The organism is Streptomyces sp. NPDC057654, from assembly GCF_042800135.1.
Lineage (GTDB): Bacteria > Actinomycetota > Actinomycetes > Streptomycetales > Streptomycetaceae > Streptomyces.
Genome location: NZ_JBHVHQ010000166.1, coordinates 1 through 12,519, shown reverse-complemented (window position 1 = coordinate 12,519; position 12,519 = coordinate 1). Strand labels below are relative to the sequence as shown.

The following is a 12,519-nucleotide window of genomic DNA, read 5'->3' as shown; positions in this document are numbered from 1 at the left end:
ATCGCGGCAGCAGCCAGCGGCGCAGCGCAGCGGAGCCAGCCCTGACCTCAGCCACAAACCCACCCGCCAGGCAGCGAACCAAGCGCAACCCCGCCCCCTCCCCCTCCGCTGCTAGCGCCTTGGACCCGGAGGGTCCGAGACGAAACCCGCACCCACGCACCGGCAATACCGCCCACCGAGCAGCCAACCCACCCCCTGCCCGGGGTGCCGTACCGGCCCTCAGCCCTCGGCACAACGCCCGCGCAGGAACACCCGAAAACCCACCTCGACCCCTATCGAGGCCGACGACCCCACCGTCCAGCGGCTACGCGCCAACGTCGCCAGGGCGAACGTTGCCTGATGCAGCGCTGGCTGCCGCTTGAAACACTGTGCCCCCTCACGGCTCGTCGCCGTGCAGGGGCACAGTGCCGATCGCGTCCGCGTCAGTCGTCGAACTCCCCGGCTTTTATGCCGTCCAGGAAGGCGGCCCATTCGGTGGGCGTGTAGAACTGGGTTCCGCCGTCACGGTTATTGCTGTCCCGGACAGCCCGGCCGCCGTCGGCCGTACGCGCCCCCGGGAGGCGCTCGCCTTCATGGACGAATACACGATCTCCTAGCTCTTCATTCCGGACTCCTGGACTACTCGCCGAACTCTCCGGCCAATCACACAGTCCACGAAGACAGCCCACTCGGCGGGTGCGTAAAACTGATTGCTGCCATCAGTGTCCTCACTGTCCCTGACACCCCGACTCCCGTCAGCAGCACGGGCCGTCTAGACGCTGCGGCCCGCTCTGGGATGCACTTGCTTTCTTGGTCACGGCCGCAATCTCGCGGTTCATTTTTCCGGTTCCTTCTCGGTCTCCGGGATACCCTTCATTACGTTCCGAATGAAGGTCAGACTCTGCTCCGGGGTCAATGCGGCAGACCTCAGCGCCTCAAAGATCCGTGCATGCTTGGCCATCTCCTCAAGGTCTTCGAAGATGACCGTTCTCGTCGTGGTGTCGTACGCGACAGCTTCGGGGGCAGGCTCCGGCCCGAGGCTGAACATCACGAAATGCGACGAAAGGTGGACGGCCTTCCAATCGGAGAGCGGGAGCACCTGAATGCTCACGTTCTGCCGCTGCGCCACATTTTCGATGTGTAGCAACTGTTCGCGGTGAATCTTTGGCGACGGCATAGGAACCGTAAGCGCAGGCTCCCAGATGACCGTCGCGTACTGCGCCCCGTCCTCTTCGATGGTCTGCCGACGGGCCCGGCGAATCGCCACGGCTTCGTCAAGGTCTTCGGGGCTGTGCGTACTCAGGCTCAGGTCCATCAGAGCCTTCACGTAGTCATCGGTCTGGAGCAAGCCAGGAATGAACAACGGCTGCCATGTACGAATGTAGGTCGCGTCCGTCTCCAAGGCGATGAAGTCGGCGTACCCCTCTTCCTTGGTGGCCGATGGGTAGTTGAGCCACCATCCACGCTTGTTGGAGTCCCGCGCGAGCTGTTCAAGCCTCCGATGGACGTTGAGGTCCTCAACTCCGTACAGCTCCAACAGGAGCCGAACGTCGCCAGGGCGCGCAGAGACTTGCCCGGCTTCGATTCTGCTGATCTTGGTCTTCGACCCGACAATGTGCTCAGCGGCGTGCTGCTGGTCGAGCTTCGCAGCCTCGCGGTACCTCCTCAGCGCCGCCCCAAGTCGCTTACTGCGCACGGTAGGACGTCCACCTGCGGGCATGCGCCCTCCTCCACTCCGTGTAACCACTCTGCACGTGACCGGACGCTACACGCTAGCGAGTTGGCGACTCGTAGCCATACGCAACTTCGCGTCCCCAGCCCAGTTGCGCAGCGCGACGATCGCGCCCTAACGTAGCCCGCGTCACACAGCGTCGCCACACATAGACGCTTGGTGATCACTCTTCCGCCTGCCCACCACCCTTGGGGGACCCATGTCCGGGCGTACGAACACGAAGAGATTCCGGGTCCGCAAGGACTCGGTGCCCGAAGCCCGCCACCACGTCGAAGCGCTCCTCACCGAGTGGAAACTCGGCGGCCTCATCGAAGACGCGTCACTCGTCGTAAGCGAGTTGACGACCAACGCCGTCGTCCACGCAAAGGGAATCGGCGATTTTTTCGAAGTGGAGCTCAGACGCCGAAGCGGCGCGCTGATCCTCGAAGTGTCGGACTCGTACCAGTGGCGAATGCCCGTGCTCAGGGAGCCCGGCGAGGAGGACACCGACGGGCGCGGGCTGCTGCTCGTAAACGCTCTCGCGGAGAAGTGGGGTGTGCGCCCGCGCGAGACCGGCAAGACGGTCTGGGCCCAGTTGGCGATCCAGCGCGAATGACCTGCGCGCTGGACACCGCATCGGAGTAGAGGACACAACCTGTCCTCTACCTCCGTCATGGTGGCGGTACAAGCCGTTCGGGAGGGAGGCCCCCTCCTGACCGGTGGCGTATCTGTCATATCGAGGCAAGGAGCAGGTCATGTCCGTCACGACCACCACTCATCTGAACTTCCGGGGCGCCGCACGCGAGGCGCTGGACTTCTATCAGTCCGTCTTCGGCGGACGTACCGTCGCGGTCACCTACAAGGACGCCGGCGCCGTGCAGAACGAGAGCGAGGCGGACTGGGTGATGTGGGGCGAGGTGGCCGGTGACAACGGCTTCCACGTCATGGCCTACGACGTTCCGTCGCGACTCCCCTGGGCCCAGGGCGAGAACCCGTTCTTCGTGTCCGTACGCGGCGAGGACGCCGAGGAGATCAAGGCCCTGTGGGGCAAGCTCGCCAAGGGCTCGACCGTCGTGAGCCCGCTGGAGCCCGCGCAGTGGGCGCCGCTGTACGGCATGCTCACCGACCGCTTCGGCGTCACCTGGGTGCTGGACGTCACCGCCCCGTACAACGGCTGAGCCGACCGGCCGACAGCCTGCGCCGTACGGACCCCCACAGCAATCCGTACGGCGCGGGCCCCGAGGACACGTACAGCACACACGTACAGCGCAGACGTACAGCACACACGTACAGCAGCGGAAGGAAACAGGTCACCGTGCGGACGCGGAAACTGGGACGGACCGGCATCGAGGTCAGCGCCTACTGCCTGGGCACCATGGTGTTCGGCAAGACGGGCAATCCGGATCGCGGCGAGTGCACGCGGATGATCCACCGGGCGCTCGACGCGGGTATCAATTTCGTCGACACCGCCGACGTCTACGGCTACAGCGAGACCGAGGAGATCGTCGGCAAGGCTCTCGCGGGACGCCGCGACGAGGTCGTACTGGCGACCAAGTTCAACGGGCCGATGGGCGAGGGGCCCAACCGCAGTGGCAACTCCCGGCGTTGGATCATGCAGGCGGTCGAGGGCTCGCTGAAGCGGCTGCGGACCGATTACATCGACCTCTACCAGATCCACCACCCCGACTCGCACACCGACGTCGAAGAGACGCTCTCCGCGCTCACGGACCTCGTGCGGGCCGGGAAGGTCCGCGCGATCGGCACCTCCAACCTGCCGGCCTCGGAAATCGTCGAAGCGCAGTGGGTGTCCCAGCAGCGCGGTCTGCACCGCCTGCGAACCGAGCAGCCCACCTACTCCCTGCTCAACCGCGGCATCGAGCGCGAGGTCCTGCCCGTCTGCCGCCGCTACGGGCTGGGCGTACTGGCGTGGAGCCCGCTGGCGATGGGCCTGCTCACCGGCCGCTACCGCAAGGGCGCCCCGCGGCCCGACAACCTCCGCATGCAGTGGGTCCCCCGGCATCTCACCGACGAGCACAAGCTGGACGCCGTCGAGCAGCTGCTCACTCTCGCCGAGGAGGCCGGCCACTCCCTCACGCACCTGGCCATGGCCTTCGCCACCGGCCATCCCGACGTCACCGCCGCCATCATCGGCCCGCGCACCATGGACCAGCTCGACGACCTGCTCGCCGGGGCCGGCGTCACCCTTGACGACGACATCCTCGACAAGATCGACGCGATCGTCCCGCCCGGCACCGACATCAGTCCTCTCGACGTCTCCCACACGCCCCTTTCCCTCTCCCCCACCCGCACCGACCTGCGCCGACGCCCGCACCACGAACGGGCCGCAGCAGCCTGAGAACGCCCTGAGACATGAGCCCTGAGACATGAGCCCTGAGACATGAGCTGAGCCATGCGCCACGAGCCATGTGCCCTGAGACATGAGCCGTGCGCCGTGCGCCATGCGCCATGACCGCCCCCGCCTCTGGTCGCAGCGGGCCGACGCCGCTACGCCCAGGGTCTACAAGTCCGCCCCGCGTGACGCAGGTTCCGTCCACGCAATGGATTCGGGTCAGAGGGTTGACGACACTGGATGGGGGCTAGTACGCGGGGTGCCCATCGGCGGGCGTCCCGGGATTCCTTGGGGGTGAAGGGGTATGCCCGACACGTCGCGCGAGGAGCGGCTGGCAGCCGCGTTCGTCGAGCTCTCCGACACGTTGGTGCGGGACTTCGACGTGATCGGCTTCCTGCACACGCTGACCGATCACTGCGTGGAACTGCTGGAGGTGGCGGCGGCCGGGGTGCTGCTGTCCACTCCGCAGGGCCGGGTGGTGGACGTGGCAGCCTCCGATGAGCGCACTCGCGCGCTGGAGATGGCAAGCGTCGAGTGGGACGAGGGGCCGTGCCGGGACTGCTTCCACTTCGGTGTGCAGGTGCCCGATGTGCCGCTGGAGTCGGAGGAGGCCCGTCGGCGGTGGCCCCGGTTCACGCCGCGGGCCCTTCTGATGGGGTTCACCTCGGTGGTGTCGGCGCCGCTGCGGCTGCACGCGCAGGGGATCGGCGCTCTCAACCTGTTCCGCGACGTGGCCGGCCCGCTGGACGCCTCCCAGCTCCGCCTCGGCCAGGCGCTGGCGGATACGGCCACGATCGGCATCCTCCAACAGCGGTCGGTGAGCGAGCAGATGACGGTGACCGCACAACTGCAAGCGGCGCTCGACAGCCGCATCATCATCGAACAGGCCAAGGGCAACCTCGCCCAGCGCCACCGCACCGGCGCCGACCAGGCGTTCGTCCTGATGCGGAGCTATGCCCGCGACCACCGGGCCCGGCTCACGGACATCGCCCGCCAGGTGCTGGACGGCACCGCCGACGCCTCCCTCCTGAAGCCCGGACGCTGAAGAACCGCCCCCGGCGGCATTCCGGGTCCGCCGGGCCGACGAGCAGGGGGTGAGCACGGTGCCGCATCCAGCGATGACCTCGTATCTGCGGACCCTGCACTCCCACCCGGGGCCGGGACTCGCCCCGCTGCCGCTGGAGGAGTGCACTCAGGCGCTGGGGCTGGACGGCCTGGCGCTCCTCCTCGCCCCCGCGGGCGGCCCCGCCGAACTGGTGCAGTCCTTCGGCGCCCGCACCCTCGCCCTCGAAGACCTGCAACTGACCCAGGGGCAGGGCCCCAGCCTGGACGCCGCCCGGCAGGGCACCCTGCTCCTGCTGCCCGACCTCGGCGATCCCGCCGCCTCCGCCGCCACCCGATGGCCGTCCCTGCCGGGCGCCGTCCAAGAACTGGGCATCGCCGCCGTGTTCGCCTTCCCCCTGCACATCGGCATCATCGCGCTCGGCGCGCTCACCGGGCACCGCACCCGCCCCGGCCCGCTCGGCGCCGACCAGCTCGCCGACGCCTTCGCCCTGGCCGACACCCTCGCCCAGGCCATCATCAACCAGGCCGCCCGGCCGGAGGCGTCCAGCGGCATGCTGCTGGACGAACCCGGCCTGGACTTCGCCGAGGTCCACCAGGCCACCGGCATGCTCTCCGTCCAGCTCGCGACCACCTGCGCCCACGCCCTGGTACTCCTGCGCGGCTACGCATACGGCCACAACCGGCCCGTACTCTCCTGCGCCCGCGACATCCTCCACCACCGGCTGCACCTCACGGCGGACGGCACCGAAGGCAACGCCCCCTGACCCAAAGCCACAGCCACAGCCACAGCCACCACGCGATGGTGTCCGCGGGCGCCTGACTCCCGCTCGGCCACAGGCTCTCGATCTTGTGCCGGCCGTGCTCCGCGAGCCGTTCCCGGAGATTGAGTTCGGGGGCGCCCGTAACGTCAGGAGCAAGGGGGACGGCAGGGCGAGAGCCGCGGCGGCCATGGCTTCACGCGGCCGGCCCGGAGCCGCCGAAGCCGCCGAGGACCTCGTCGATCGCGGCGCGGGGAATCACGCCCGTACGCACGACGGCAGGAGCACCGCCGCCACCGGCGGTGAAGTCGACGATGGTGGACGGCGCGTTCCCGCTCGGCCCGCCGTCGAGGTACGTGTGGACCGTGTCCCCGAGCTGGGCCCTGGCCTCGGCGAGGCTGGTGGCGGGCGGGCGGCCGGTGAGGTTGGCGCTGGACTGGGCGACGGGGCCGGCGCTGCGCAGCAGGGCGAGGGCCAGGGGGTGGTCGGGCATGCGGACCATGACGGTTCCGGCGGTGTTGCCGAGATTCCAGGCCAGGGAGGGGGCTGCGGGCAGGATGAGGGAGAGGGCCCCGGGCCAGAAGGCTTCGGTCAGTAGTCGGCCCTCGGGCGGCAGGGACTGCACCAGCGCTTCGGCCGTGGCGAGGTCGGCGACCAGGACGGAGGCGGGCTTGTCCGCGCCGCGCCGCTTGGCGGCCAGGAGGGCGGCTACGGCCTGCGGGTCGAAGGCGCCCGCGCCGATGGCGTAGACGGTGTCGGTGGGGAAGACAATCAGCTTTCCGGCGCGCAGGGCGTCGGCGGCGTGGGAGATTCCGGCGTCGGCCCGCTGGGCGTCGGCGGCCTCGGGGCGACAGTCGTGAACCTGCATGGTGTTCGGCTCCTGCGGGGTGGGGCGGGGGGCGGTTGCCCAACGGTCGGGGGGCAGTTGCCCAACGGTCGGGGGCCGGGGCCGGGGGCCTGTGGGCCGGGGCCGGCGCGGCCGCTCGGCCGACGCGGGCGCGTACGGTCATCAGCGGGACGCCGACCGGCGGGTCAGCTGGCCGCCGCCCGGCGCGCGGCGTCCTCGAAGGCGGTGACGTCGACAACGTCGGCCTGGGTGGGCAGGACGGACTCCATCAGCGTGCGGTGGAGCCGCGGGTCGGGGTCGGCGCAGGCGTCGGCGAGTACGAGCAGGCGGTAGTCGCGGTCGGCGGCCTCGCGCACGGTGGACAGGACGACACCGCTGGTGATGACGCCGGCCAGGACCAGGGTGTCGATGCCCTGTTCGCGCAGGAACGCGTCCAGCGAGGTGGTGCTGAACGCGCCGACGCGGGTCTTGGTGACCGTATGCACATCCGCACCTCCGCGCCCTTCCCACAGCGCGGGGTGGATGTCGTTGGCCCGTTCCGCCGCCGCCAGGCCCCCGGCCTCGGCCACGGGCGCGAACACCTTGTTGTGGGCGGGCACGGCCGCGTGGTCGTCATCCGTGAACGCGACGCGGACGTGGATTTCGCGGATGCCGGCCGCGAGGGCGGCGCGCTGGGCCCGCTGGGCGTTCTCCAGGAGGCGGTCCGGCTCGGGAAGCGCCTCCAGCAGGGAGGGCTGGAGGTCCATGAGCAGCAGCGCGGTCCGGCCGGTCGTCAGAGCAGGGTTTGTGCTCGTCAAGTGGGGCTCCTTCGTCGCAGGGGCGGGCTTCTGGCGGCGGTGTCGTGGGTCACCGCGCGAGGATTTGAGGATTTACTCCAGCGCTGTAATATCCAGTACTGTAGTAAACATGACGAGCGACGAACAAGTCGGCTGGCTCAGCCCCGACGAGCTGCGGGTCTTCCGTGCCTTCAACCGCGCCTGGGAAGCGGCCACGGCCCGCCTGGACGCCGACATGGAACGCGCGGCGGGCCTGCCGCGCAGCTACTTCGACATCCTGTGGCGGCTGCGCAGGGCGCCGGAGCGGTCCCTGCGGATGAGCCGGCTGGCGGAGATCACCCAGTCCAAGTCCAGCCGGATCACGCACGCCGTCGGGCGGCTGGAGGCGGACGGGCTGGTGCGCCGCGAGGTCCCGCCGGGCGACCGTCGCGGCTGGCTGGCGGTCCTCACCGACGAAGGGCTGCGGCGGGTGGAGCAGGCGGCGCCCGTCTACGCGGCGAGCGTGCGCGAGCACGTACTCGATCCCCTGACCGGCCAGGCCCGCGACCAGCTCACGGCCATCGGCGAGACGCTCCTCGCCCGTCTCGACCCAGAGGCGCTGCCCGGCGCCCCGGACAAGGAGGAACGAACATGACCACCCCGCTGATCCGTACGGGAGCCCAAGCCCGGGAGCCCGCGCGGGGCCCGACGCCGCGGCTGTGGCAGGTGCAGGTCGTCGCCGGGCTCGGCGGCTTCCTCGCCGGGGTCAACACCTCGACCATGGACGTCGCCCTGCCCACCGTCGGCCGTCACTTCGGCGCTTCCGCCTCGGCCGCGTCCTGGACCCTGCTGTCCTACATGCTCGTGACCACCGTGCTGGTCTTCGTCTTCGGCCGGGTCGCGGACCTGGTCGGCCGCCGCCGCATGTATCTGACCGGCATCGCCCTGCTCACCGGCGGCAGCCTGCTGTGCGGCCTCGCGCCGTCCGTCGCCTGGCTGATCGTCTTCCGCTGCGTGCAGGCCGTCGGGGCCGCCGCGCTGCTGTGCAACATAACCGCCCTGATCACCGACGCCTTCCCGGCCCGCCGCCTGCCCACCGCCCTCGGCGTGAACGTCACCGTCGCCGCGCTCGCCCAGGTCACGGGCCCGGCCCTCGGCGGGGCGCTGGCGTCCGGGCTCGGCTGGCGCGCGGTGTTCTGGTTCAACGTCCCCATCGGCGTGACGGGAATGCTCTGGGCGTTTCTCACCCTCCGCCGCGACCCCGTGGCCTCCACTCGTGAGCCCTTCGACTACCTGGGCGCGGTCCTGTCCACCCTCGCCCTCGGCGGCCTCGTCCTGGCCCTGAACGAAGGGGGATCGCTCGGCTGGACCAGCCCGGCGGTCCTCACCGGCCTCGGCCTCTTCGCCGTGTTCACCCCGCTCTTCCTGACCGTCCAGGCCCGCCGCCGACACCCGCTCATCAACCTGAGCCTGTTCGCCGACCGGGCACGGGCGATGGCCTACCTGGCGCTCTTCCTCATGGCCATGGCGTACTTCGCCGTAGTCCTGCTCATGTCGCTGTACTTGCAGGCCGCCTCCGGCATGCCCGCGTACCGTGCCGGGCTGCACGTCCTGTACGTGGCCCTGGCCATGGCCGCCGTCTCCCCCGCCGCCGGCCGCCTGCGCACCCGCTTCAGCGCACGCGCCCTGTCGAGTGCCGGACTGGCCCTGACCGCCGCCGGGTTGGCGGCTCTGGCCGCGCTCATCGACCCGGCCATGAACAGCGCCGCCCTCGCCGCCTGCCTGCTGGCCGTCGGCGCCGGTGTGGGCCTGTTCATGACGCCCAACACCAGCGCCATCATGGGTTCGGTCCCCGCCGAGCGCCGCGGCATCGCCAACGGCGTGCGCCAGACCACCCAGAACGCCGGCTACGCCGTCAGCACCGCCCTGGCCCTGGCCATCGCCACCAGCCAACTACCCCGCCCCGTAAAAGAAGCCGCCTACGCAGGCACCGCCCACAACCTCACCCCCCACACCCTGACCGCCCTCACCACCGGCTACCGCTGGGCCCTCCTCACCCTCGCCACCACCTGCGCCCTGGCCCTCATAGCCTCCCTCAACCGAGGCCCCGACCACCGGCCCGCGACCCCGTGAACCCATTCGGGCGGCAGTCCGCCCGTTCACACACGCCCCGCCGTCCAGCCGGGCCATCATCGCCACGCAGCACCGCGCACGACTCCGCGTGGGCGCGGAAGCACGAGCACTTCCCACTCATCGAAGTGGCGAGAGAAACGAAAAAGGGGAAGCAATGCCCATCACACGACTGGAAGAACGCCGCCCCGTCGGCGTGGCACTCGACGTGCCCGAGCTACGGCTGCCGCTGAGCTCCGGCGGTGCAACGGCCATGCCGGAGCTGTCCGGCAACGGAGAAGGGGGCAGAGGCAACAGCGCCTCGCCGTTCGCGTTCCGTTTCCTCGTTCCCGTCACAGGCACGGGCGGCATCCTGCCGGCCGATATCACGTACGACGAGGACACGCAGACGGGCACGTACGAAGGTCTGCCGCCCGGCGTCTACATGACCAAGAACCCGCCGAAGACCTACGGTCCCACACAGCCTTCGGGCGAGCTGGACGCCCCGGACGACCCCGGACCGAGCGACGACTGATGCCGGAAGCCGGACAGGTTCTCGTCCTGGCAGGCCGCTTCGACCCGACCTGCGATCTGGTGGTCGAGGAACTGAACCGGCGTGCCGTGCCCGTCTTCCGAGCGGATATGGCCGAGTTCCCGCTGAAACTCACGCTCGCCGCGAGTCTCAGTGGGAACCGCTGGAACGGCACGCTGACAGGCGGCCGCCGCGCACTCGACCTCGCCTCGGTCCGTTCCGTTTACTACCGCCGCCCCACCCGCCCTGAGTTCCCCGAAGGCATGTCCCCCGAGGCCCGCAAGGTCGCCGAGACCGAAGCCCGCCGGGGTTTCGGCGGGTTGCTGTCCGCGCTGCCGTGCCCCTGGCTTCCGCCGCCGGGGAAGGCGGCCGATGCCGAGTACAAGCCCTTGCAACTCCGCGTCGCGGCCGAGTCGGGTCTGAGCGTTCCCCGAACGCTGATCACCAACGACCCCGAAGCGGCACGCGGTTTCGCCGACCTGATCGGCGGCCCCCTCGTCTACAAGCCGTTCTTCCACGTGCGCGGGACGCTGCACGGGCGACCCGTCGCCGTGTACGCGAACGTCCTCGGACCCGACGATCTGCCGCACCCGGACATCGCGACCACCGCCCACCTCTTCCAGGAGTGGGTGCCCAAAGCGCACGAGGTACGGATGACGGTCGTGGGCCGGGAGATCTTCGCGGCCGAGATCCATGCCGATTCGGACGCCGGCCATATCGACTGGCGCAGCGACTACGCCGGCCACACATACAAAGTCTGTGAGCCGCCGTCCGACGTGGCGGCCGGGGCCCTGCGGATGCTCGACAGCCTCGGACTGCCGTACGGCGCCTTCGACTTCGTCGTCACCCCGGCAGGGGAATGGCGATTCCTGGAAGTGAACCCGAGCGGACAGTACGGATTCGTCCAGCAGGCGACCGGGCTGCCGATCACGGCTGCGATCTGCGACTACCTGGAAGGAACCGGCCAGTGACGCACATCCTCGACGACGGACGGCGCACGCTCGCCGCACGCGTCGCTCTGACGCAGCGGATCGACCGCGGAGGTGTGGTGCTGTCCTCGCGCCTGGCGGGGGCGTTCCTCAATGTCCCGCGGCATCTCTTCGTGCCCGCCTTCTACCGATGCGACGGCGAGCGGTTCGTCCCGTGGCGTGCCACCGGCCCCGACCCGGAGGCATGGCTCGACGCCGTGTACGCGGACAACTCCCTGATCACCGAAGTGGACGGCGTCCATGCCGAGGACGCGGGGCCCGACGGGCCGACGGGGGCCGGGGTCCCCACGTCCTCCTCCACCGCGCCGAGCCTGATGGCGGACATGCTCGACGCCCTCGACGTGGAGGAGGGGCACGAGGTCTACGAGGCCGGGACCGGGACCGGTTACAACGCCGGTCTGCTGTGCTTCCTCGCCGGGGACAAGCACGTCACGACCATCGACCGCACCGAAGCGCTCACGGACAAGGCCCGCCCCCGGCTCCACTCCGCCGGCTTCGATCCGCTCGTCGTCCACGGCGACGGCGCGCGGGACTTCCCCGCCGACGCCTCGTACGACCGGATCATCGCCACGGCATCCGTGCGCCGCGTCCCGCCCGAGTGGACGGCGCGGCTGCGCCCCGGCGGCGTCATGGTCGTCCCCGTCAAAGGGACGCTGGCCGGAGGGATGGTCGCCCGTCTCACGAAGCTCGCCGACGGGGCCGCCGTCGGGCACATCCTGCATACGCCCGCCGCGTTCATGCCGCTCCGGAGTGATACGCGCGCACCCGCGCCGCCGCCCGCCCTCGAAGACGGCCCCCGCCGGAACACCGGCCTCTCCGCCCGCGTCCTCGACGACTGGACGTTCTCGTTCTTCGCCCAGCTCCATATGGGGCCCGGCGTCGTGCGCACGTACGGGAAGAACGGCGACGGCCTGCACGTCACCACGCTCCACGACCCCGCCGACGGCTCGACGGCTCGCGTCGCCGACACGCCCCAGGGCGCCTCGACGGTCATCGTCGGCGGGCCGCGCGACCTCTGGGAGCCGGTCGAGAGCGCCTATCGGCTGTGGCGGGAGCTCAACCGGCCCCGGCGCGAGTGGTTCACCATCGAGGTCGCCGCGGGCGAGCAGGTCGTCAGTCACACCGCCCCGGACGGCCGGGTCCGCCGCTGGGCGCTGTAGTCGTCACCCCGGCAGCAGATCCACCACCGGGCCCGCCACCGGCAGGTCCTTCAGTCCCCCGCCGTTTGTCACCGGGCCGGTCAGGAGGTCGGTGCCGACTGGTTTGAAGTCGGCGATCTGGGTGCCGACGCCGTTGTCGAGGGGGTCGGAGCCCGTGCGGGCCAGGGGGTCGAGGCGGAGGTTCTTGACGGGGCCGATGCCGCCGTCGAGGGAGGTGCCCAGGGCCTGGGCGACCGGGCCGGTCGGGACCGCCGCCGCCAGGAC

Annotated in this window: 14 protein-coding genes and 1 pseudogene; 10 read left to right on the top strand and 5 right to left on the bottom strand. The window is 70.3% G+C overall.

Annotated elements, in window-relative coordinates; translation table 11 throughout:
* Positions 1–422: 422 nt before the first annotated feature.
* Together ACFU99_RS15565 and ACFU99_RS15560 are read right to left on the bottom strand one after the other, a co-directional pair.
* Positions 423–668, bottom strand: a complete 246-nt coding sequence (locus ACFU99_RS15565) for a DUF397 domain-containing protein (protein WP_384391399.1) — start codon at positions 666–668, stop codon at positions 423–425.
* A gap of 146 nt (positions 669–814) precedes the next feature.
* The gene (locus ACFU99_RS15560; RefSeq protein ID WP_384391397.1) at positions 815–1,675 is read right to left on the bottom strand and encodes a helix-turn-helix domain-containing protein; all 861 of its coding nucleotides are present in this window, start codon (positions 1,673–1,675) and stop codon (positions 815–817) included.
* Between the two features lie 235 nt (positions 1,676–1,910).
* On the opposite strand from ACFU99_RS15560, the gene ACFU99_RS15555 reads away from it, so the two are divergent.
* From ACFU99_RS15555 to ACFU99_RS15535, 5 genes are all read left to right on the top strand, one after another.
* Complete coding sequence (locus ACFU99_RS15555; protein WP_384391394.1) at positions 1,911–2,306, top strand: ATP-binding protein; 396 nt, start codon at positions 1,911–1,913, stop codon at positions 2,304–2,306.
* Between the two features lie 139 nt (positions 2,307–2,445).
* The gene (locus tag ACFU99_RS15550; RefSeq protein WP_384391391.1) at positions 2,446–2,868 is read left to right on the top strand and encodes a VOC family protein; all 423 of its coding nucleotides are present in this window, start codon (positions 2,446–2,448) and stop codon (positions 2,866–2,868) included.
* Positions 2,869–3,005: 137 nt separating this feature from the next.
* Entirely contained in the window at positions 3,006–4,046 is a 1,041-nt protein-coding gene (locus ACFU99_RS15545) for an aldo/keto reductase (protein ID WP_384391388.1), read from the top strand.
* A gap of 298 nt (positions 4,047–4,344) precedes the next feature.
* Positions 4,345–5,085, top strand: coding sequence for a GAF and ANTAR domain-containing protein (locus ACFU99_RS15540; RefSeq protein ID WP_384391386.1), 741 nt, complete (start codon positions 4,345–4,347; stop codon positions 5,083–5,085).
* 58 nt (positions 5,086–5,143) lie between these two features.
* A complete protein-coding gene (locus ACFU99_RS15535; RefSeq protein WP_384391384.1) occupies positions 5,144–5,869 on the top strand; it encodes a GAF domain-containing protein in 726 nt (241 codons plus the stop codon).
* A 190-nt stretch (positions 5,870–6,059) separates the two neighbouring features.
* Here the strand turns inward: ACFU99_RS15535 and ACFU99_RS15530 are convergent, their stop codons facing one another.
* Positions 6,060–6,731, bottom strand: a complete 672-nt coding sequence (locus ACFU99_RS15530) for an L-threonylcarbamoyladenylate synthase (RefSeq protein ID WP_384391382.1) — start codon at positions 6,729–6,731, stop codon at positions 6,060–6,062.
* A gap of 164 nt (positions 6,732–6,895) precedes the next feature.
* Positions 6,896–7,507: a cysteine hydrolase family protein gene (locus tag ACFU99_RS15525; RefSeq protein WP_384391380.1), complete on the bottom strand. Its 612-nt coding sequence runs from the start codon at positions 7,505–7,507 to the stop codon at positions 6,896–6,898.
* A 109-nt stretch (positions 7,508–7,616) separates the two neighbouring features.
* Between ACFU99_RS15525 and ACFU99_RS15520 the strand changes: the two genes are divergently transcribed.
* From ACFU99_RS15520 to ACFU99_RS15500, 5 genes are all read left to right on the top strand, one after another.
* Entirely contained in the window at positions 7,617–8,120 is a 504-nt protein-coding gene (locus ACFU99_RS15520) for a MarR family winged helix-turn-helix transcriptional regulator (RefSeq protein ID WP_384391377.1), read from the top strand.
* Positions 8,117–9,598: a DHA2 family efflux MFS transporter permease subunit gene (locus ACFU99_RS15515; RefSeq protein ID WP_384391374.1), complete on the top strand. Its 1,482-nt coding sequence runs from the start codon at positions 8,117–8,119 to the stop codon at positions 9,596–9,598. The genes ACFU99_RS15520 and ACFU99_RS15515 overlap by 4 nt, the downstream gene beginning before the upstream one ends.
* A gap of 154 nt (positions 9,599–9,752) precedes the next feature.
* The gene (locus ACFU99_RS15510) at positions 9,753–10,109 is read left to right on the top strand and encodes a hypothetical protein (RefSeq protein ID WP_384391371.1); all 357 of its coding nucleotides are present in this window, start codon (positions 9,753–9,755) and stop codon (positions 10,107–10,109) included.
* Positions 10,109–11,077, top strand: a complete 969-nt coding sequence (gene tgmB, locus ACFU99_RS15505; RefSeq protein WP_384391369.1) for an ATP-grasp ribosomal peptide maturase — start codon at positions 10,109–10,111, stop codon at positions 11,075–11,077. Before ACFU99_RS15510 ends, tgmB begins: the two co-directional genes overlap by 1 nt.
* A complete protein-coding gene (locus tag ACFU99_RS15500; protein ID WP_384391367.1) occupies positions 11,074–12,255 on the top strand; it encodes a methyltransferase domain-containing protein in 1,182 nt (393 codons plus the stop codon). The genes tgmB and ACFU99_RS15500 overlap by 4 nt, the downstream gene beginning before the upstream one ends.
* Positions 12,256–12,258: 3 nt before the next feature.
* Here the strand turns inward: ACFU99_RS15500 and ACFU99_RS15495 are convergent.
* Positions 12,259–12,519: pseudogene (locus ACFU99_RS15495) on the bottom strand (hypothetical protein); the annotation flags it as partial.